Source organism: Streptomyces sp. PTL18, assembly GCF_059510295.1.
Genome location: NZ_JCAJZO010000042.1, coordinates 1 through 18,991, shown reverse-complemented (window position 1 = coordinate 18,991; position 18,991 = coordinate 1). Strand labels below are relative to the sequence as shown.

The 18,991-nt window shown below is 68.2% G+C and carries 19 protein-coding genes; 10 read left to right on the top strand and 9 right to left on the bottom strand.

The window, feature by feature from the left end; genetic code table 11:
• The first annotated feature begins 81 nt into the window (after window positions 1-81).
• From AC5WS8_RS36780 to AC5WS8_RS36760, 5 genes are all read left to right on the top strand, one after another.
• Window positions 82-423 carry an SPDY domain-containing protein gene (locus AC5WS8_RS36780; RefSeq protein ID WP_496107831.1) on the top strand — a complete coding sequence of 114 codons (342 nt, stop codon included), beginning with the start codon at window positions 82-84 and terminating at the stop codon, window positions 421-423.
• A 102-nt stretch (window positions 424-525) separates the two neighbouring features.
• Entirely contained in the window at window positions 526-738 is a 213-nt protein-coding gene (locus AC5WS8_RS36775) for a hypothetical protein (RefSeq protein ID WP_496107830.1), read from the top strand.
• Between the two features lie 91 nt (window positions 739-829).
• The gene (locus tag AC5WS8_RS36770; protein WP_496107846.1) at window positions 830-1,159 is read left to right on the top strand and encodes an esterase; all 330 of its coding nucleotides are present in this window, start codon (window positions 830-832) and stop codon (window positions 1,157-1,159) included.
• A 308-nt stretch (window positions 1,160-1,467) separates the two neighbouring features.
• Window positions 1,468-3,573, top strand: coding sequence for an AAA family ATPase (locus AC5WS8_RS36765; RefSeq protein ID WP_496107829.1), 2,106 nt, complete (start codon window positions 1,468-1,470; stop codon window positions 3,571-3,573).
• On the top strand, window positions 3,566-5,053 hold the full coding sequence (locus AC5WS8_RS36760) for a UvrD-helicase domain-containing protein (RefSeq protein ID WP_496107828.1): 1,488 nt from the start codon (window positions 3,566-3,568) through the stop codon (window positions 5,051-5,053). The genes AC5WS8_RS36765 and AC5WS8_RS36760 overlap by 8 nt, the downstream gene beginning before the upstream one ends.
• Window positions 5,054-5,353: 300 nt before the next feature.
• Here AC5WS8_RS36760 and AC5WS8_RS36755 read toward each other — a convergent pair whose 3' ends face one another.
• The 9 genes from AC5WS8_RS36755 to AC5WS8_RS36715 all read right to left on the bottom strand — a co-directional run bounded on the left by AC5WS8_RS36755 (window position 5,354) and on the right by AC5WS8_RS36715 (window position 12,408).
• The gene (locus AC5WS8_RS36755; protein ID WP_496107827.1) at window positions 5,354-5,749 is read right to left on the bottom strand and encodes a hypothetical protein; all 396 of its coding nucleotides are present in this window, start codon (window positions 5,747-5,749) and stop codon (window positions 5,354-5,356) included.
• A gap of 112 nt (window positions 5,750-5,861) precedes the next feature.
• Window positions 5,862-7,631: a relaxase/mobilization nuclease domain-containing protein gene (locus AC5WS8_RS36750; RefSeq protein ID WP_496107826.1), complete on the bottom strand. Its 1,770-nt coding sequence runs from the start codon at window positions 7,629-7,631 to the stop codon at window positions 5,862-5,864.
• Window positions 7,631-8,089 (bottom strand): plasmid mobilization protein, encoded by a 459-nt coding sequence (locus tag AC5WS8_RS36745; protein ID WP_496107825.1) that lies wholly within the window; start codon window positions 8,087-8,089, stop codon window positions 7,631-7,633. Before AC5WS8_RS36745 ends, AC5WS8_RS36750 begins: the two co-directional genes overlap by 1 nt.
• A gap of 203 nt (window positions 8,090-8,292) precedes the next feature.
• Window positions 8,293-8,517 carry a hypothetical protein gene (locus AC5WS8_RS36740; RefSeq protein WP_311699054.1) on the bottom strand — a complete coding sequence of 75 codons (225 nt, stop codon included), beginning with the start codon at window positions 8,515-8,517 and terminating at the stop codon, window positions 8,293-8,295.
• Between the two features lie 103 nt (window positions 8,518-8,620).
• Window positions 8,621-9,673: a DUF2637 domain-containing protein gene (locus tag AC5WS8_RS36735; RefSeq protein WP_496107824.1), complete on the bottom strand. Its 1,053-nt coding sequence runs from the start codon at window positions 9,671-9,673 to the stop codon at window positions 8,621-8,623.
• Window positions 9,670-10,236 carry a WhiB family transcriptional regulator gene (locus tag AC5WS8_RS36730; protein ID WP_311699056.1) on the bottom strand — a complete coding sequence of 189 codons (567 nt, stop codon included), beginning with the start codon at window positions 10,234-10,236 and terminating at the stop codon, window positions 9,670-9,672. Before AC5WS8_RS36730 ends, AC5WS8_RS36735 begins: the two co-directional genes overlap by 4 nt.
• A gap of 117 nt (window positions 10,237-10,353) precedes the next feature.
• Window positions 10,354-11,061 carry an ATP-binding protein gene (locus AC5WS8_RS36725; RefSeq protein ID WP_496107823.1) on the bottom strand — a complete coding sequence of 236 codons (708 nt, stop codon included), beginning with the start codon at window positions 11,059-11,061 and terminating at the stop codon, window positions 10,354-10,356.
• Window positions 11,061-12,080: a hypothetical protein gene (locus AC5WS8_RS36720; protein WP_496107822.1), complete on the bottom strand. Its 1,020-nt coding sequence runs from the start codon at window positions 12,078-12,080 to the stop codon at window positions 11,061-11,063. The genes AC5WS8_RS36725 and AC5WS8_RS36720 overlap by 1 nt, the downstream gene beginning before the upstream one ends.
• A gap of 1 nt (window position 12,081) precedes the next feature.
• Window positions 12,082-12,408 (bottom strand): transcriptional regulator, encoded by a 327-nt coding sequence (locus tag AC5WS8_RS36715; protein WP_311699059.1) that lies wholly within the window; start codon window positions 12,406-12,408, stop codon window positions 12,082-12,084.
• A gap of 389 nt (window positions 12,409-12,797) precedes the next feature.
• Here AC5WS8_RS36715 and AC5WS8_RS36710 point away from each other — a divergent pair, with 389 nt between their 5' ends.
• The 5 genes from AC5WS8_RS36710 to AC5WS8_RS36690 all read left to right on the top strand — a co-directional run.
• Complete coding sequence (locus AC5WS8_RS36710) at window positions 12,798-13,238, top strand: helix-turn-helix domain-containing protein (RefSeq protein ID WP_496107821.1); 441 nt, start codon at window positions 12,798-12,800, stop codon at window positions 13,236-13,238.
• 234 nt (window positions 13,239-13,472) lie between these two features.
• On the top strand, window positions 13,473-14,069 hold the full coding sequence (locus AC5WS8_RS36705; RefSeq protein WP_496107820.1) for a hypothetical protein: 597 nt from the start codon (window positions 13,473-13,475) through the stop codon (window positions 14,067-14,069).
• A 13-nt stretch (window positions 14,070-14,082) separates the two neighbouring features.
• Complete coding sequence (locus AC5WS8_RS36700) at window positions 14,083-15,276, top strand: MAB_1171c family putative transporter (protein WP_496107819.1); 1,194 nt, start codon at window positions 14,083-14,085, stop codon at window positions 15,274-15,276.
• Complete coding sequence (locus AC5WS8_RS36695) at window positions 15,273-15,851, top strand: phosphatase PAP2 family protein (RefSeq protein ID WP_496107818.1); 579 nt, start codon at window positions 15,273-15,275, stop codon at window positions 15,849-15,851. The genes AC5WS8_RS36700 and AC5WS8_RS36695 overlap by 4 nt, the downstream gene beginning before the upstream one ends.
• 1,122 nt (window positions 15,852-16,973) lie before the next feature.
• Window positions 16,974-18,991, top strand: a 2,018-nt coding sequence (locus tag AC5WS8_RS36690) for a class I SAM-dependent DNA methyltransferase (protein ID WP_496107817.1), incomplete at its 3' end; no start/stop codon positions are given.

Here is an 18,991-nt window from a genome sequence, read left to right as displayed (position 1 = left end):
AACGACTACGTACTTCGGCACACCGCATGTCAACGTACGGACGTCGGGAAAAACCGCAGGTCAACGAAGGGACGCCCACTCGTGAACGCCTCCAGCACCCTCCTGCCAGCCGTCGTCCGCCCCGCCGTGGAGGAACGCGCCTGGCTCTCCAGCGACCACTGCGCGAGCCCGGTACTCGAACTGCTCGGCGGGCTCGGCTGGGCGATAGTCGACACCCCGGAGGCCAACGTGCACTACACCAGCCCGGACGGCCGCGTCTACGTCGGCTGGCTCCCCGAGGACACCGCCGCCTGGAAGCGCGGCATCGTCTGGCAGGTCCGGGTCCACCCCTCCGACGCCGAGCCCTGGGTCCAGGAGTTCGGCCCCGACGCCCCCTCCGAGGCCGTGGCCGGATTCCTCGCCGCGCTCATCGCCGGCCGCTGAATCACCCGGCAGCCCGTCTTGCACGACAACGCGGCCTCGAAGCCCGCTGGCGCACCATCACCACGTTGCCTCGCCCTCCCACCCCGCTTCCGGAGGTTCTCCGTGCCCCACTGCCCGACCGTCGGCCACCTGCTCCGCCAACTTCAGAACCTCGACCCCGACCTGCCGATCCGCCTGGCCGTCAACCCCGACTGGCCCTTCGCCCACTACCTCAGCATCGACGTCGTCGTGGGCGACGGCATGGCGTTCATCGCCGAGGACGGCCAAGAGGGCTACCTCCCGGCATCGGTCCGCAACGCCCTCGCCTGGGCCTGACCCGCCGTACGAACCTGTCCAGGAGGCCCCGATCTCACCGCGACCCCACCCTTCAACCGCCCACCCGCTGCACGCCCTCGCCGTGCGGCCCATGCCGCCGGGAGTGCGCGGCGCACTGGTCCAGCGCGTCTCCGCCCTCCCGGAGGGACCGCTCGACGTCTCCTGGCTCCCGGCGGGCATCCCTGAACTCCCGCTCGGCCGTCTCCGACTGCACTGGGAGCCTGCCTCGCGCGCGGGCTGGGACGTCACCGCCCACCTCGGCCTGGCCACCACCGAGGTGCTCCTCGCCTCCTGGCCCGCCGCCCCCGACGACTGGCCGCGCCTGGTCCGCCCCACCATCCACGAGGTGACCGGCCTGTGCGCCGCCCTCACGGTCGCCACCGTCGCCCTGGACCTCTCCAACCGCCTCGCCGAGGTCTGACCGCCACCGCAGATGGTCGGGGAGCCCGAAGGGATCTCACCCTCGGGCTCCCACAGGTCCGTACGTGACAGTCCCCCGTCATACGACTCTTGTCGTTCTGGTCACCTGACGGTCGGTTTCGCCCAGGCCCACATTCAGACTGCAAGTGAGCACAAAAAGCCGAGTGTTGTCAGTGTCGGGGGCGATGATGACTACTGACGTACTTCTTGTCCATGGGGGGCATGGTGCACCTGAGTCGTATCGCGGTGAGCGGGTTCCGGGCGAGCACGGAGGGCGAGATGGTCTGCCACTTGCCCGGCCGTTTCAGCGTGCTGATCGGAGCCAACGGCGCCGGAAAGACGACCCTCACGGACGCGCTCTACCTCGCTCATCCCGGTTCCCGCTTCCCGGTCCTGCCGAGGTACGGATCTGCCACGCTCGCGCCCGAAGGCTCCAAGCGCACTGTCGAGGTGGCGTACAAGCTGGCCGACAGTCTCGCCGAGGAAGGGCGCCTCGGACGCCAGCTGCACGGGGTCGGCCATCAACGGCTCGGTGAAGTCGCCCAGAGATGGGGCATCACGCTGAGCCGCAGGCTCGGCAGCGTCGCCACCAAGATCGAGGCGGCGCACGGCAGGTCTCTGGACTTGGACCCGTACAAACTCATTTACCTGCCGGCCTGGCGTCATCCGCTGGACGAGCTCGCCCGCCGAGAGACACGGATCCTGGTTGAACTGCTCCGTGCCGAACAGCAGCGCCAGAGCGGCACCCGGAACCTGGTGGGTCTCCGGGCGCGGGCCTCCCAACTGCTGGAGGATCTGGCCAAGGAAAACATCATCGATGCGGTCGAGGCGCGGATCCGTGGCTACCTGACAGATCTGTCGGCTGGGGTGAATCCCCAGTGGCCGTACATACGTGGCCAGGTCATCGATGACACCTACCTCGCCCGCGTGTTGGAGCTCATGCTCGCCGTGATGGAAGGACGCGCCTTCGCCCGGCCTCTCGAAGTGTCCGGCCTGGGATACGTGAACCTGTTGCACATAGCCGTGACCCTGGCGGCGATACCTGACTCCACAGAGCTTCCGCAGGACACTGCCCGGCCACACTCGGAGTTCGCTGATCGGCCGCCCCTCACGGTGGAGGAAGAGATCCAGCAGGCTGTCCGGAACCTCGAACAGGCCCAGGCGGACGCCGAGTCGGAGGAGGATTCCTTCTTCGGTACGAAGCCCTTCCACGCAACGGTCGTCATCGAGGAGCCCGAGGCGCACCTCCATCCGCAGATGCAGCACGCCCTTGTCCGATACTTGCGCAGGACCGTCAAGGAGCGGCCGGAGCTACAGGTCATTCTCTCCAGCCACGCGACGGACGTGATCACGTCCTGTGCCCCGGAGGAACTCGTCGTCGTGCGCCGGACGGCGCAAGGAAGGGTGTGCCGCACCGTTGCCGACGTCGTGCCGGCAGAGCACCGTGACGTCACGCTGCGGAAGACCCGGCTCCATCTGGATGCGAGCCGGTCCGCCGCCCTCTTCGCGGAACGTCTCGTCCTCGTCGAGGGTGTTACCGACGCGGCTGTCCTCCGGGAGTTCGGCAGGACTTGGGCCGGTCAGGACACACTCAAACACGCTTTCATTGACGCACTCAGCATCGTGCACATGGGATGGAAAGTCGGCCAGTGGCCGGCGCATCTCCTGGCGACCCGAGGCAGCGAACTATGCACCAAGCTGGCCGTCCTCGTCGACAGCGACCTGCCCTTCGAGAGCGAGGAGCGCAAGAAGCCGGGGTGGCTCTCCGAACACGACCCCTCGGTCGTCGACGCCTTCGTCAGTCACCCGACCCTGGAACCGTCCATCACCAAGGGCAACGAGCGCTTGATCGCTACAGCTCTGCGCGAGGTCGGCCTGGATGAGGAAAACGTGACGGCCCGCACGATGTACGAGCTGTTTCGTAGCGCGAAGAAGGGCACGAAGGAGGAGCCCGCGATCAAGGCAGGCCGGGGCTCCAGCAAGAAAGGCGAGTTCGCGCTGGCCTTCGCCTCTCTGCTTGCAGAGGCCAACGAGGCGGACTCTGGGGAGGTGCCCGACCCGCCAACAGTCCCCGAGCACATGCGGCAGCTCTTCGACTTCCTGTACCCGTCCGATCCGGCAGCAGATGGCGCCGCGGCGGACGGCAGCGACCCTCTTGAGGCTCTCGATGAACCGGACTGGTTCATGACGGCCAGCGAACGGGACACAGACGACGTCCCGACTGCTGACGTCGAGGGCCTTTTCTGGCCGGACGAGTTGGAGAGCCCCGAGTGGGCCGACGAGACGACGTACGAACCGGATCCCGACGGACCAGAGGCAGAGGATCTGCCCTGGGAGAGTCTCCAATCTCAGCGTCGCTCACCCGGCGCCTGGCCCACGGCCGCCATACAGCAGGCGACGGGCGACCATGAGTAACTATGGGCCCGGCACCCGCATTCTCACACCCGAACAGGTCCTCGCCGCAGCGAGCCCGCACCGCCTTCTCTACGTAGAGGCTTTTCCTGGTTCAGGGAAGACGACCGTGTCGAACCAGCGTTTCGGCCTGCACCGCTACGCACGTACGACCGATCACCGGGCGGTCGTGGCAGTCAGCTTCACCCGCTCGGCCACCGAGGAGATACGCAGCCGCGTGTCCGGCCAGTGGGGCCCGTCGGCCCTGGCTTGGCCTCACCGCATCGTCACGCTCGACACGATCCTGAACGATCTCCTCGCCCACCTCCTGCGCTTCGGGATCCTCCAGTGGCCCGGCGGCCACCAGGAACTCGAGGTGCTGGACACTTGGCGTTCCCATCTGCCCACCACCTATACCCTCGACAAGCCGGTCCTCACTCTGAATGGCACGCGTATCGTCACCGACTCCGTACGGCAAGCGAGACGGGAGAGCTTCGTGAAACCGGACTGCTTCGCCTCGGCCGTCGGTGAAGGGCGGTGTACGCACGACAACGTACGCGAAGTACTGCAGGTTGCTCTTCGCATCGAGGGCGTCCGCGCCTGCGTGATGGCCTACTTCGCCACGACGATCCGATCCCTGCTCGTCGACGAGGTCTATGACGCAAACGACTTGGACCTAAGGGTCATCCACCTTGCGGCAGACGCGGGCCTCGTCATCACCCTGGTAGGAGACCCCTGGCAGGCTCTCTACGGCTTTCGCGGTGCACGCCCGGAGAACGTCCCCCGCCTCCTGAGCCGACTGGGCTTCGAGCGCAGTGAACTCCAGACCTCGTTCCGCTGGCGTGGCAGCGCAGCTCAGACATCGTTGGCACGCCAGCTGCGCCGCAAGGAGAGGGCAGTCCTTCCCGCAGGAGAGGCACGCGACGTCGATGTCGTCCTTGCACGGCAGTGGAGACTTTTGTGGGATGCCGACCCTCATATCCTTCCTCTGGCCGTCAGGACCAAGACAGGCCAGTTCCAGGAAGCGGTCTGCACCCTGCTCCTGAACGAACTCGCCCAGAGCGCCTTCGGCCGGCCGGGCATCGACCTCATCGATGCCCGGACCAGCCTGGGCATCATGAAGAGCGACACTCTCGCACAGCTGCGTCCGCATCTGCGTAACGCCCTTGAGCGCCTGGCAGGTCAGGGCAATCTCACCGGAATCTGGACCGACTTGGCATCCACCATGGTCGCTATGACGCCCGTTGAGCCGTCGGAAGGCCAGAAACGGACACCCCGGGCCGCCCTCGCCAAACTGCGCACGAGGCTCCAGGTCGCCCGTGAGGGGCTGGTCCCCGGCATGACCTGCCACCAAGCGAAGGGGCGCGAGTGGAACCGGGTCGGGGTGAGGCTGGAGGAGACCGACGAGGCCGCGCTCCTGAGAGGTCTCAACCCCACCAACGAAGCCCACCGCGCGCTCTACGTCGCGCTCACCAGGGCACGGCACCTCAGTCTCGCGGTGTAAGCGGTCCTGACAAAGGCGTTGGACGTGTTGGTGGGTGATGAGGCAGGTCGCGAGATCGGTGGAGGCTTCACGGACGTCGTCGAGTCGTTCTTCTCGGCCTCTCGGCCTGAAGTCGGGCACGGGCGCCGACGCGCGCCAGCTGGGCCTCGTACATGTGGGGCCAACCGCCGCAATACTCCATCCGCAGTCGGTCAACCGGGGTCAGATCACTGAGAACACGGCCCTGATCGACTGCCGGTGTCACCCGATCAGTGCCGACGGTGCCGCCAGCGGGATGGCCGGGCTGGCAGCGAGCACCAGTTACTCCAGGTAGGTGCCAGCGAAGGCGCCATCGAAGCCGAGTGCGATCAGGCCCTGCTCGACACTCGGGTAGGTCGTCCCATCCGGGATGGCGATCATGGCATCGAAGTCGGCGCGGCTGATCTCGGGCTCGAGCCACTGGTTGCCGCAGCGGCAGCGGACCCAGACATTACGGCCGTGGTTGATGAGCAGCCAGTCGCGCCGGGCCCGGCAGGCCGAGCACAGCACGGGGATGCCGCGCAGGGACAGCTCCGGCGGGTGGCTGAGGCATCGCGTCGCTCCGGGTCCGCTGGGTGGCTGCGTCTCGTACTGGAGTTGCAGTAGCGGATCACTGCCGGCGGGGGCGGCGGGCAGGACGGGGGCCGTCTCTACGTGGTTGTCGGTCGTTCTGAGCACGAGCGTCGTCTCCCGGTCGAGGGCCTTCTCTTCATCCGTAACAGCGGGTGGAATCGGTTGTCCAGGTGTTTCGCGCAGTCGGCAGGCCGGTGGTGGGCCTGCCGACTGCTAGTCAGCGGCGCGGCGGGCGGCTGCGCGGGTCCGGTGCGGCGGGCCGAGGTGAGGCCGGGGACGCGGTCCGGACGCCGGTCCGATTGGCGGGAGGCTTGGCGCGGCCGGTGCCTACTTGGGGGCGTCGAGTGGCCTCGACCGGGTGGGCGGGGAGCTGGGCGAGGCGGCGCAGTCGCCAGACCAGGACGTCGTTCACGTCCTCGGCCGTGTCGAGTTCGCGCATGGCGATGGCCTCCTGCAGGAGGGCCTGGGGGTCGAGGCCTGCTTGCTCGGCCTGAGCCAGGGTGGCGGCCAAGGCGTCGTTCTTCGTGCCCGTGCCGGGTCGGGTGCGGTTCTCGGGCAGGGCGGCGCGGATGGTGGTCTCGTAGGCGCGACGCTGGGCTTCGGGCAAGGCTTGGCCCTGGTCGCGCAGGGCCTGCATGGGTGCGGCAGCGGCCTGGCGGTAGGCGGCGCGAAGTTGCTCGGCGGCCTGCCGGGAGGCTTCGGCCTGCTGGGCGTGACCGCGTGCGGAGTGCCAACGGGCAGCGGCCAACGCCACCAGGACCAGGGTGGAGACGAGCATGGCGGTGGTTCCGCCGTCTTCTCCTCGGCCGAGCGCACCGCCGGCCTGGATGATGCCCCGGGCCGCAGAGCGGATCGCCCGGGTGTCAGCGCGTTCGGCTCGGACGTGGCTGCGGGTGGCTCGTTCAAAGGAGCGAGCGGCGGCGCCAAGTTCGGCGCGGGTGGCGGCCGGGGAGGTCTGGGCGACGGCGTCCAGCAGTTCGCCGACTCCGACGAGTTGGGCTGCGGCTTCGTCGTCGTCGCTGTCCAGGAGGACTGCGATGCGCTCGGCGATCCCGGTCGCGGTGCGTCGCCCCCGTGCGGGAGGCGACCAGTTCGACCGGCCGCTGTCTGCTTCCGGCAGCGGGGCCTCGTCGGGGATTCCGTCGGCAAAGCGGCGCTGGATCTTGGGATAGGAGAGGTCGGGGGCCAGGGTCGAGCCCGCGAACCAGACCGGCTCGCGATGGCGGTTGCGGTCACCGGGCAGGGCGACCGTGTAGCCGAGGACGTCGCCAGAGGGCGCGCGCCGGAGCTTGACGCGCAGGCCCGCCTCGCGAAGACGGGTGAAGAACTCGGCTTCGCTGGCGGCTCCGGCAACGGCCTGGCGGACGGCTTCGCGCAGCATCTCGCGCGGTGTCTCGGGTCGGCCGACCCGCTCCGCTTTGAAGCGCTCGGCGCTGGTGGGCGTCTTGGCGCCGGTACCGTCGCCGGGCTTGAGCCGACGCAGGCCCATCTCCTGTTCGATGCGACGGCATTCGGCCTGGGCCTTCTTGAAGTCGTAGTTCATCCTCGGGCGGCGCAGGTCGCCTCGGACCATGGTGGCGAGGATGTGGATGTGGTCGTCGGCGTGGCGCACCGCGACCCAGCGGCAGCCGTCGGGATCGCCCTCGGGGGCAAGGTTGACGGCGTGGACCAGGCGGCGGGCGACGGTGTTCCACTCGTCGTCGGTCAGGGTCCGGTCGCCGGGGTCGGTACGGACCGAGCAGTGCCAGACGTGCTGGGCCGGCGCCTTGTCGCCAGCCTGCTTGACCCGCAGGTCCAAGGCAGCGGCGAGCCGGGCCAGGGTGACCTTGGGGTCGGGTTCGGGGCTGGTGTCGCGGCCGGGGTCGGGGGCGAAGCCGTCCCAACTGCCGACGAGGTGGGGATCGGTGTGCTCGTCGCGCTTGCCGGGGCCGTACAAGTAGACGAGCAGGCCATGGGTGCGCGAGCCTCGTCGGATCTTGGGGACCATCAGAGGCGCTTCTTCACCAGGGTGTCGGCCGCGTCGTCCACGCGGGTCAGGACGCGGTTCACGGTCGTCAGGGCGCGGTCGAGTTCGCCGGGGAGGGGCTGTCCTCCGGCGTTGTAGACGAAGGCGATCTGGTTGATGTTGTTGCCGACACGGGAGATGGCGGTGCGCAGGGCGACCAGCTCGTCGATGGCGGCGTCGAGCTGCTCGTTGGTGCGCACGGTGGTCGAGCCGCGGGCGACGGCGAGGCCGGCGGCGGCGAGGAATCGGGCGACGGTGACGGCACGCTGCTTGGCGGCGGCGGCGATCTCCGTCTTCTCAGTGTCGGAGAGCCGGGTCGTCGTCTTGTGGGTGCGCTGGCTCGGGTTGCGGGTACGGCGGCGTGGCTTGCGGTCGGGGAACGCGGGTTGGCTCGGGCTCTGCTGCTCGCACGGGGCGCGGTCGTCTGCTTCTCCTCCCACGACTGGCGCCCCCTGGTGCCGGGAGTCCGGCTGGTCACCGTGCGCCCTCGCTCGGGGACCAGCCGGGCTTCCCCCGCTCCCCTGGGCGGGGGCAAGTGCGTACGACGGGCCGTAGGACCGTCGTATGCGACAACTTGCTCCGCCCGGCGCCGTGTTGGGGTCACGCTGCGGTCCGGACGTGGTGGCCGCCGGATCGTTGGCGGTCACCGGCCCGTCTCCGCGTCCTGCTGGTGGATGTCGCGGACGATGTCCTCGATCCAGTCCATGGCGAGGACCGGGTGGTGCAGGGTCCAGGGGCGGCTGTGTCGCCAACGTTGCACCGTCCAGGTGCTGTCGGGGCCGGATTCGGCGCGGTGGAGGTGGCCGCGCTGGATCAGGACGGTCAGCCAGGTGTCCACCTCGGCGGGTGTTGCGGGGTTCGTGCGCATGGCGCTGCTCTCCGGTTCACGGGAGGAGGTCGTGGGGTGGGGGTGCCGAGGCGGGTGACCGGCCGAGGTTTCCGGCTCGGCACCCGCCTCATGGGGTGCGCGGTCAGTTCCGGGGAGTGGTGACCGACTGTCCGTGCTGCTGGCGGAGCTGGACCATCAGGGCGGTCAGCGTGTCGCTGGACAGCGGGATCTGCTGACCGCGGATCGCCTGGGCGACCACCTTGCGGGTCAGTTTGTCCTCGGCCCTGACCGCTGACCGGGCGATTTCCAGCAGCTCCTCGGTGTCCGGGTCAGGTCGCCGGCCACCGGTTGTCCGGGTGTCCCGGCCTGTGACCGGCTGGTCAGTGACCGCCGGGAGGTTGTCCGGGTGATCAGCGACCGACTCGGTACCGGCCGGTCGGTCACTGACCGCCGGGGTCGTGTCCGACTGTCCGCCCAGGTCAGCGGCCTTGAGCCCCCGGTCATTGTGACCGGGCTCCGGGCGGGTGGTGTCCGCCGTGGTGCTGTCCCCGGTCAGTGTTCGGCTGCCCGGGGACAGCTTGTCCGAGGGCAGGCGGGGCCGGTTGGTCAGCGCGGTGACCGGCTTTCCGGCGCTGACCTGACCGGGCTGCGGCTGCTGCTGACCGGCCCGGTTAGTCCGAGTGACCGCGATGCGCTCGGGTTGACCGGGGCGACTGGCCTGACCGAGGTCGTCGCGGTCACTTCGGTCGTTGTCCTTGACCGGCCCACGGGCGATGAGGATGTACAGGTGGACCGCTCCGGCCAGGGCGAGCGGGGCGATGGTGGACAGCACGGCGACCACCGTGTCTCCGAGCCGCAGGCCGGTGGCCGAGGCAGTCTCCTGGTTGAGTCGGACCGCGTGCAGCGCGTTGGCCCAGATGCTGGCGGCGGTTGCCGTGCCGAAGAGTGTCCAGACGTAAAGCCGGGCGCGCAGCGGGGCGTTGCGCAGGACCAGCAGGGCACGGATGCCGTAGGCGATGAACCCGTCGATCACCAGGGGGAAGAGGTAGGTCAGGAAGCCGCGGACGTGGATGGCGACGGCCATCTGTTGCAGGGCGTCGTACGACAGGGCGCATCCCGCACCACCGAGGGCGATGACGACCGCGCGGTCCCAGCCGGTGATATGCGCCGCCTTCTGCGCGCTCGCGATGCTCACGCCGCCGTCCCGAAGTCGTCGCGGCCCAGGCGTTCGCCGTCGGTCTCGGGGGGCGAGGTGGCCTTCGTGGTCTGCTCCAGGTCTCGGTTGCGCAGGGCTCGGCGGGTCTCGCGGTACAGCTTCTGGGCGTGCTCCTCGCTGATCTTCAGGAGCCAGGCCAGGCGCTGTTCGGTGAGGCCGTGGCGGTAGGCGGCGCGGACTACCGCGCGACGCTCGGCCTTGGTGAGGTGGACGTCGCGCCCGGCGATGGTGGCGTTGACCCGGCTGTAGTCGAGGCGACTGGCGAGCTTCTCGTGCAGCGGCTCGCGCTCCTCTTCGGTCATCCCGCCCCGTATGCCGTGCGTGTCGCCGCCTTCCAGGGCGGCGTCCAGGCAGGTACGGCGGACCGGGCACTGGCCGCACAGCGACTTGGCGGCGGTGATCTTGGTGGTCTCGTCGGGCTCGGGGAAGAAGATTTCGGGGTCCACCGGGTTGTACTCGGTGCTCTGGCAGACGGCCTGGTCCTGCCAGGTGTGGTCGCCGAGCGACCGGTGGCGGGCAGGGCTGATCGTCGTGGTGGTCATGCGAGATGCTCCGATCGCTCTCCGCGCGCAGGGGCGTCGGCGGAGGGTTGCGCTGGGTCGGGAGGTGCGTGAGGCGGCGCTCTGGGAGCGCGACCCTGCGTGGCGGCCTGCGGTGGGTCAGGCGGCGGGGCGGTGACGTCTGCGGTCGACTGGCTCGAACTCGACCCGGGTGGTCATCTGCGCGAGCCTGCTCGTGACGCGGTCGCCGAGGTAGGCCCGGAGGTCCTTGATCGCCAGGTTGGTGGTGATCAGGGTCGGGAGCATGTGGTTGTACCGGCGGTTGATCAGCCGGTAGGTCACTTCCTCGACCCACTCGGACGCCTTGGCCGCGCCCAGGTCATCGATGATCAGCACCGGGCACCGGCTGACGGCCGCCAGCTCCTGCTCGCTGTCGGCTCCCGGCCGGGGGCGCAGGTCCGCGTACAGGTCGGCGGCCGTGGTCGCGCGCCACCGCACGCCGACGCCGGTCTGCACCAGATGTCGGACCGCGCCGTACGCCTGGTGGGTCTTGCCCGCGCCGACCACCCCGGCCATCAGCAGGCTCGGGCCGGTAGTGACCTGCCGCCGGGCTCCCCGGCTGGGGGCGACGGCCTGCCGGGCGACTTCCCGGACCCAGGTCAGGACCTGCGGGTGGTCGGCGACAGCGCCCTGGTAGCGCGGGGGCATCGCGGCCAACAGGGCGCCCAGCGGGGAGAAGGGCTCGGGCTCGTCGGCCAGGGCGGCGACGGCGGCCGGGTCGATGTTGCGAGCGGCCAGGATCCGGGCCATCCGGTTCAGGGTGCCTGCGCCGCCGAGGGTCTGCGGGTCGCGGGTGTGGGTGCGCATCACAGCTCCTCGGCATAGGCGGCGGCAGCGTCGACCGGGTTGGTCCACGCCTGGTGAGCGGGCACGTTAGGCCGGGTTCCCGGCCGCGCCAAACCGGCCGACCGTGCGTTCATGGCGTCGTTGACCAGGCTCGGCAGGCGACTGGGGTGGCCCTGGATCTCCGCGAAGCGCTTCAGCCCGGCGTGGACGTACTCCGGGGCGATGCCCTCACCGAGGAGCTTCTTGGCGATGCGGCCGAGGTGTCCGATCACGTCGCTGGGCGGACGCTCGTCGCACGCGGCGACGTACTCACCGATCAGGTCGTTGGCCGAGACGGTGGCGGCGGGCGCTGCGCGCCCCGTAGGGAATGAAGATCCAGGATCCAAGATCCTAGATCCAGGCGCCGAGCCCTCTCCGAGGCTTCGGGGAGGCTTCGGGGAGCCCTCGGCGAATCCCTCCTGATCTGCAGCTTTCTTGCCGCTGCAACCAGGGGCGCCGACGGGGTCGGCGAGGGCCCCCTGCTGGGCGGCCGGGGCCCCGCTTCGGGAGACGGGAGGCGTCTGAGCGGGCTGCGCGGGCAGATCGAGGGCTCGAGGAGTGTTCGACGAGGTCTCGGCGAGCTCTCGGGTAGGAGTGGGCGACGCTTCGGGGTGCTGGGTGCAGGTCCCCTTGCAAGGACCGCACCGGTCCGCCGCGTGGTGCTGCGGGCAGGAGGGCAGTCGGGACTGGCTGGGCTTGTCGATCTTCTGGTGTTCGGACCAGGTCACGACGTGGAGGTAGCGGCGGCCGTCGCAGCCGGTGTACCGGCAGAGCAGGCCCGCGTTGGCAAGCTGCTGCAGGTCGTCCTCGACGTGGACCGAGGTGTGCTCGGCCCGCAGGGGCCAGAGCAGCCCCGCGATGATCGCGGCGTTGTCGCGATGGCGGCCGTGGTCGTCGGCCTGGGTCAGGAGGCCGAAGAAGGTCCGTTCCGCCTCGACGCTCACCTCGGCGAGCGACTCGGAGACGAATGCCTCCGGTTTGATGGTTCGGATGCGTGCCATGTCAGCGGCCCCGACGGGCAGCGGCGAGGTTGCTGCGGGTGAGGTTCGCTGTGGCGAGTTCGAAGGTGCGGGACCGGGTCCGGTCCGTGTTTGGCCAGACCTGCAGGACCCACCGGGTCGCAATCCTGGCCGTCGTCCGGCTCAGCTCGATCGGCTCCCCGACCGCGTCCGTCGCGATGGCGTGGGGGTGAAGCCACGCCTGCTTCGGGTGGGGGAGGCGGACGCGGATGGTGGTCGCCCCCGGGATCATGTAGGCGAGCTGGGCCGCGAGGCGGTGCTGCCGTGCCGTGTCCGGGCAGGCCAGGGTTTCGCTCGGCGTGGCGAGCATGCGATACTCCGTTGCTCGTAGGAGTGCGGTGCGGCGGTTCTCGTGCAAAAGCCCCGCCGTCCGCGAGATGTGAATCGGTGCCCTTCGGGGCGCCGGCCCGGCGCTTGGGAGTTGGTAGCTCCCGGGCGCCGGTTTCATGTGTGGCTCGCGATGCGCGGACTCACGGCCCTCTGAGCGGCGGCGTTCGCACCCGCTTCCCCCTTCCACGTCGGTCTGGTCCTCAGAAGCCGCAGCCTCCTCATTCCCACCAGTTGATGGCGACGCGACGACACTAGACCAGCAAATATGGATCACGTCAACCGAGGAGAATGGAACGCCCACGCAAGGCCGTGTATCGTCCACAGCAGTCGATAGAATCAGCAACCAAGCGAGCCACCGAAGGACCCGACATGAGCGACGGAGCGCCCGCCAAGCTGCGCACCCTCGCGGAGAAGCTCGACCACCTCTTCACGACGATCCACCCGAAGAACCGTGGCCCGTACAGCTACGAAGAGGTCGCGTCCGGCATCGAGCGATCCGGGGGACCCACGATCTCGGCGAGTTACATCTGGAGCTTGAGGACGGGCAAGAAGGACAACCCGACCATGAAGCACCTGGAAGCCCTCGCCAGCTTCTTCGGTGTCGCCCCTGCCTACTTCTTCAACGATGAGTCCTCCGAGCGGATCGCTGCCCAGCTGGAGCTGATCGAGACCATGCGAGACAACGATGTGGTCGAGGTCGCCACAAGAGCCTCCGGGCTGTCGGTGGAGACCCTCAAGACGATCAAGGGATTCATCGAGCGAGCCCGTCAGCTGGAGGGGCTGGCCGACGGTGAGGCGTCCAGCCGGTGAGCGTGGGATGACGCCGAGGCGCAAGCACTACCCGACGAAAAATGTGGCGCGCGTCACCCACGGGGGGGGTCCGTCCGTTCAGTTCGCGCGGCGCTCATGCGTATGGCCGCCCGATTCAGCCTTGATCAAGTGATGCTGAATCAGCACATTTCTTGATCATCTTAGTGTCCAGCATGAAGTGAGCATGCTCCTGGCATATTCCGCTGAAGATTGCCGTATCGTTCCTGTGCCGGAATGTTGGATTCCGGAGCCGCCTCTACTGCGGACACATACAGCACCACCAGCGGAGCCGAGTTGCCGTTGCGCAGTCGAAGACAGCAGTCGGGCGACGGACGCCAAGATCGTCCGGACATCGGCGACGTGCTCGCCTCGATCGACATCCCGGACCCATTCGACGTCCAGGTCTTCTGTGACCGAATCGCGGCGCAGCGCGGCCGTCCGCTCCATCTGCACAGCGTCCCGGGTATCTCCGGCACCGACGCCCCGTGCGGGGTGTGGATCGCCACCGAGAAGGCGGACCACATCTTCCACGAGGCGGCGACAAGCCCGCTGCACCAGGATCACATCATCCTGCACGAGATCGGTCACATGCTCCTGGGCCACCGTTCGATCCTCGACGGTGTCCAGACAGACGGCGGCGGCTTGTTTCCGGACATCGACCCCGCCACTGTGGTCAGTCTCCTCACCAGGGCCAGCTACGGCACCGAGGACGAACGGGACGCTGAACGTCTCGCAGGACTGATCGCCGGCAAAGCCGCCGCCTCCCACACCAGCAAGACGCCGCGCAGCAGTGTCCTACGGCGCCTGGGCGACGCGCTCAGCGACACGTAAGAGCGTCCTGGGAATGATCGACATACTTCCCGCGGTGCTGCTGTGGCTGGTCGCCGCGTGGCGCACCCCGGCCGCATGGCGCGATTCCAGCAAACGAGCCTTGTGGATCGCCTTCCTCGCCCTCGCCGTCGCCATCACGCTCAGGGTGCCCTCCATCGCCGCACCAATGGACGCCACACTTGGGGTCAACAACCTGAGCTCCCTGGGCAAACACGTCGGCTGCATCGTCGCCGCACATGCGGTGCTGACCTTCGTCCACGACATGGCCCAGGAGAAGGCATCCGGACTTAAGTCCTCCCGCCTGCACCTGGTTTTCCCGACCGCCGCAGCAGCCGTCATCACGGTGCTCTTCTTCGCCACTCCTCAACCGCGGGAAGCGGTCGACCTGCTGACCGAGTACGCCGCCGATTGGCGCATCACCGCCTACGGAGGGGTGTGGACGGCGTACCTCGGAGCGGCGCTGTTCAGCGCCTCCCGGCTGTGCTGGCGCTGGGGCCGACAGCCCGATGCCGGCCTCCTCGGCCGCGGCCTGCGCCTCACCGGCATGGGGACCACCATCGGCATCGTCTACGCCGCACACCGCGTGGCCGCCGTGGTCCTGGGATTTCTGCGGCATAGTCCCGTTCCAGCCAGCACGAGTGAGACGATCAGCGGCCTTCTACTCTTCAGCGCCCTGGTCCTCATCGTGACTGGCAGCACGTTGCCCGCCGCCGGACGACTGCGTCGCTGGAGCCGTGAATACCGCGACCTGCTGCAGCTGTATCCGCTCTGGCTCAGTCTCACGGAGGACGTGCCCTCCGTGAGACTGGACCCGCTGCGGCGCAGAACCTCGGAGATTCTCCGTCCCCGGCGCGTTCACGACCGGCTGTACCGCCGCACCATCGAGATCAGAGACGCCCTTCTAACCCTCAGCGACCACGCCCCCAGCAGCCTGCGCGACCAGGCTCGCGCTCACGTAGCGGCTTCCGGCCTCATCGGCGCGCAGGCCGACATCGCCGCTGAAGCCTGCTGGATCGTCGGCGCCCAACAGGCCCGGAAACACAACGAGCCCTCGTCCGGCGAGGCACTCCCGCCTGCCAGCGGCGGTCGGGATCTGCCCAGCGAGATCCAGGCGCTCAAGCAACTCGCCAGGGCATACGACTCCGACCTCACCCGCGCATTCGCCGCAAAGCTCGACCACGTCCGAACGCTGGAGACCACACAGTGACCGAGTCCCGCATGGCCCGCCTCATCACCGACACGCTCGCGCCGGCCAACCTCGTCATCGCAATACTGCTGGTCATTGGCTGGCACAGCACGAGCAGCGTCACCGGGCTCGGTTGGGGCCTGCTGGCCGCCCTGTTTTGCGGTGGCATCCCGTTCGCCGTCATCATGCTCGGCGTCAAGCGCGGAAACTGGACCGACAAGCACGTACGAATCCGCGAGCAGCGCGCCGTCCCTCTCCTTGCCACGATGGCCTCGGTTCTCATCGGCATCTCACTGCTGGTCGCTCTTCGGGCACCCCGCGAGGTCTTCGCCCTGGTCGTCGCCATGCTCATCGGCCTCATCACCACCATGATCGTGACCATCTGGTGGAAGGTCTCAGTCCACACCGCCGTGGCCGGCGGAGTCGTCGTGATCCTCCTGCTTGCGTACGGCGCGCACGTGGCACCGCTGGTACTCGGCGTCGCGGCCGTGGCCTGGTCCCGCGTCGCGCTCCGCGACCACACCCCCGCCCAGACGGTAGTCGGCGCCCTGCTCGGAGCGCTGGCTGCCGCTGTTGTATTCAGCGCGATGCGCTGACGAATGCTGGTGGGACGCCAGACGAATGCAGAGGTGACACCGCTGCCGCTAGATGACACTTCCTCAGCGTGGTGAGCTGCTCCTTCAAGGAGCCGCCTCCATGAGGCGTCCCAGTCGAGCCGGGCCAAGCGCCGTACGCGACGAGACCCGCCCCCCGCAAACCATCCGCCTGAAGGCCGTCGCCCAGGAACGCGCCGGCCGCTTCCACCTCCTTCAGCGGCACCTGACCGAGCCGGCCAACCCGAGGGCGAGGTGGCAGAAGCCGGGCAGGGTAGTGGCGAGGTAGAGCTGGAGGGTCTCGAACGACTCGTTGCCCGCGACGGTCACCCCGTTGGGCAGCTCGTGACGTGTGCCGTCAGCGCGTCCTCGATCGATCGCGCGGTTCAGAGCGGCTGATCTGTCGTACCCAACCCCTAAGCTTGTCGCCGTGGACGAAGCCGGGCTTCCTGCGCACTGAGTCCTGCGAAACACCGGAATCCGGGCCTTATGCGGAACGCCGATGTAGGCAGCGATGCGCAGCCTTGGTCTGGCGGCGGAGTTCGAAGGTTACGCAAGGTGAAGAACGCTGCTCACCGAAGAAGCATCCATGTCCCTCTTGCTCGGCTCTGATGGCGGCCGGCGTTCGGTCCGGGCCATGAGGTCCTTGAGTGGTTGGACGTCTCCCAACAACTCGGCCATGTCCGGGACCGGAGGTTCGTTCAAGGGATCATCGGGGTCGCTCGCCTCGGCTAGCTCAGCCGAGAGTGCGTGGCTGCGTCGGCGGGTTGGGCTGTGATCGTCATGCCGACGATCGCGCTTCTTCAGAACGGCGCGATCCCGGACTCTCAGGCGTGACTGAATCCGTGACAGCTGGTCCATCCGGGGCCGAGAAGCAGTCGGACGGCCCGTAGTGGGACGCCGTCGGCGGTAAGGGCCGCGACGCCCAAGATCTCCGCTCGGCGGCGAGGGTAGTCGGCGACAATTCGTGACGGGCAAGACGGAACGACCGCCCTACACAGCAGTGCCCACCAACGCACTGCTCAATGAGACGATGAGCGACGCCAAGGCGGCCGAGATCACCAGGGGCGGGGAGGGTGAGTGGTTGGGGACGGGAACCACGGGCTGGCGGATGCCATTTGGTCCGTGTCAGATCTGCTGAGGGGCCACCTAAGGGCAAGCGAGTACGGCAGAGTGATCCTGCCCTTCACGGTGTTGCGTCGGATGGACTGTCTTCGCCAGCAGGGGACAACGCCTGGGCCGCACAAGGACGGCGTCTCGGGTTGCCAAGACAGCCCCGGTAGCTCAGCTCCCGTTGAAGGGCTCGGTGAACTGCTGCAGAGCTCTGACGATGTCACATCACCTGAACGCGAGACGTTTCTCGCCGAAGAGTTGCATCGTCTCGTACGGAGCTTCCCCGAAGACGTTGTAGACGTGTTGGATTCGTTCCACTTCGCGGAGACGGTCCGTCACCTGGCGCGCGTGCGAGTGCTGCGGCAGGTGGTCTCCCAGTTCGCCGAGCTCGACCTGAGTCAAGCAACCGTCCCCGATCAGCAGATAGACCGGGCATTCGAGGAGTTGCTACGGCGTTTCACCGAGACGTTGGACGTCTCGGGGGAGCACACAAGCCCGCAGGACGTGACCACGCTAATCGCTCGGCTTGTGCTTGGTCCAGATATCGCGACGTTGACCCGCACCGCTGCCCCTACTCGGGTCTACGACCCGTGCTGCGGTATTGGCGGCTTTTTCTCCGCTGTCGAGACGCTCCTTCGGGAACTGGGGAGCCCCTCCGAGCTGATTGTCGCTGGTCAGGAATTGAATCAAGAGGCGTATGCGACGGCGCGCTCCGTACAGCTGATAAGGGGCTTGGATCCGGGCGGCCTCGTGCATGGTGACGTCCTTGTAGACAACCGCCACAGCGGCGAGAAGTTCGACTATTTGCTGGCGGCCCCGCCGTTCGGTGTCTCCTGGAAACGGCAGCAGGAAGCGGTCACACAGGAGGCAGAGTTGGGGTTCGCCGGACGCTTCGGAGCAGGGTTGCCAAGCGTGAACGACAGCTCACTGCTGTTCGTCCAGCACCTAGTGGCTCACATGCGGCCGGCCGACCAGGGCGGCGCTCGCGCCGCGGTCTTGCTCAACGCCTCACCTCTTCACCGGGGCGGAGCCGGTTCCGGTGAGTCGGAGATCCGGCGATGGCTACTGGAGCAGGATCTCTTGGAGGGCGTGATCGCCCTTCCTGGTCAGCTCCTGCCGAACACTGGGATTGCCACGTACATTTTGCTGCTGTCGAACCACAAGCCGTCTCAGCTGCGCGGAAAGGTTATCGCCCTGGATGCGCGTAGACGGTGCGCGACGAAACGCGGATTGATGGGCAGCAAACGCAACTACCTCACCGACCAGCACATCACCGAGATCGTGCAGCGGTACGAGAGCGCGCACGGCGGTGCATCGATCGGAGATCAGGCCGCCGATGGCGAGGACACGGCGCTGCTGCTCGATTCCAGTGACTTCGGCTACCGCGAGGTCATCATCGAGCAGCCCCTGCGGCAACACTTCACGGTGAACGCCACCGCCCTCGCCGCTTTGGAGTCGGCGAAGCTGCTGGCCCGTTTCGAGGGGGCGGATTCCCTGGTGCGCGCACTGCGCTCACTAAACGGCCAGACCTGGATGACCTGGGCCGCCTTCGAGAATGCCTTCTCGGCGGCCCTGATGGGGGCGGGTCTGCCGGGCGAGCTCACCCGTCCGCTGTGGCGCCTCGTCCGCAAAGCAGTCGCTGTCTCGGACCCTGCGGGTGAGGTCCAAAAGAGCGAGCGGGGGCGGGTGCTTACAGATCCCACATTGCGCGTCCGCCAGCGGGTGCCCCTGCACCAGGACGTGGAAGAGTTCCTGCGGCGCGAGGTGGCTACGCAGTACCCGGACGCGCAGGCCGACCTTGATACGGTCAAGATCGGATACGCACTGCCGCAGGCACCTTTCCTCACCAGCCGGCCCGGCACCGGCTTCGGACCGCTGTCCAAGGTGGCCCGGCAGATACCGAACCGGTCGGTCACGAAGCGAGACAGGGAGGGCAAGCCCCTGCTGCGCGGGTACGACCTCCACACAGCCAACACTGCAGCTGATCTCCCGGACGCCGCCGAGACGGAGCAGCCGTTGGCCGCGTGTAC

Excerpts from the sequence above, each read along its gene's own strand:
- AC5WS8_RS36715 (WP_311699059.1), bottom strand. The coding sequence starts at position 12,408 with ATGCTCGCCACGCCGAGCGAAACCCTGGCCTGCCCGGACACGGCACGG.
- AC5WS8_RS36730 (WP_311699056.1), bottom strand. The coding sequence starts at position 10,236 with ATGACCACCACGACGATCAGCCCTGCCCGCCACCGGTCGCTCGGCGAC.
- AC5WS8_RS36720 (WP_496107822.1), bottom strand. The coding sequence starts at position 12,080 with ATGGCACGCATCCGAACCATCAAACCGGAGGCATTCGTCTCCGAGTCG.
- AC5WS8_RS36705 (WP_496107820.1), top strand. The coding sequence starts at position 13,473 with ATGTTGGATTCCGGAGCCGCCTCTACTGCGGACACATACAGCACCACC.
- AC5WS8_RS36760 (WP_496107828.1), top strand. The coding sequence starts at position 3,566 with ATGAGTAACTATGGGCCCGGCACCCGCATTCTCACACCCGAACAGGTC.
- AC5WS8_RS36700 (WP_496107819.1), top strand. The coding sequence starts at position 14,083 with ATGATCGACATACTTCCCGCGGTGCTGCTGTGGCTGGTCGCCGCGTGG.
- AC5WS8_RS36740 (WP_311699054.1), bottom strand. The coding sequence starts at position 8,517 with ATGCGCACGAACCCCGCAACACCCGCCGAGGTGGACACCTGGCTGACC.
- AC5WS8_RS36770 (WP_496107846.1), top strand. The coding sequence starts at position 830 with ATGCCGCCGGGAGTGCGCGGCGCACTGGTCCAGCGCGTCTCCGCCCTC.
- AC5WS8_RS36725 (WP_496107823.1), bottom strand. The coding sequence starts at position 11,061 with ATGCGCACCCACACCCGCGACCCGCAGACCCTCGGCGGCGCAGGCACC.
- AC5WS8_RS36710 (WP_496107821.1), top strand. The coding sequence starts at position 12,798 with ATGAGCGACGGAGCGCCCGCCAAGCTGCGCACCCTCGCGGAGAAGCTC.
- AC5WS8_RS36750 (WP_496107826.1), bottom strand. The coding sequence starts at position 7,631 with ATGGTCCCCAAGATCCGACGAGGCTCGCGCACCCATGGCCTGCTCGTC.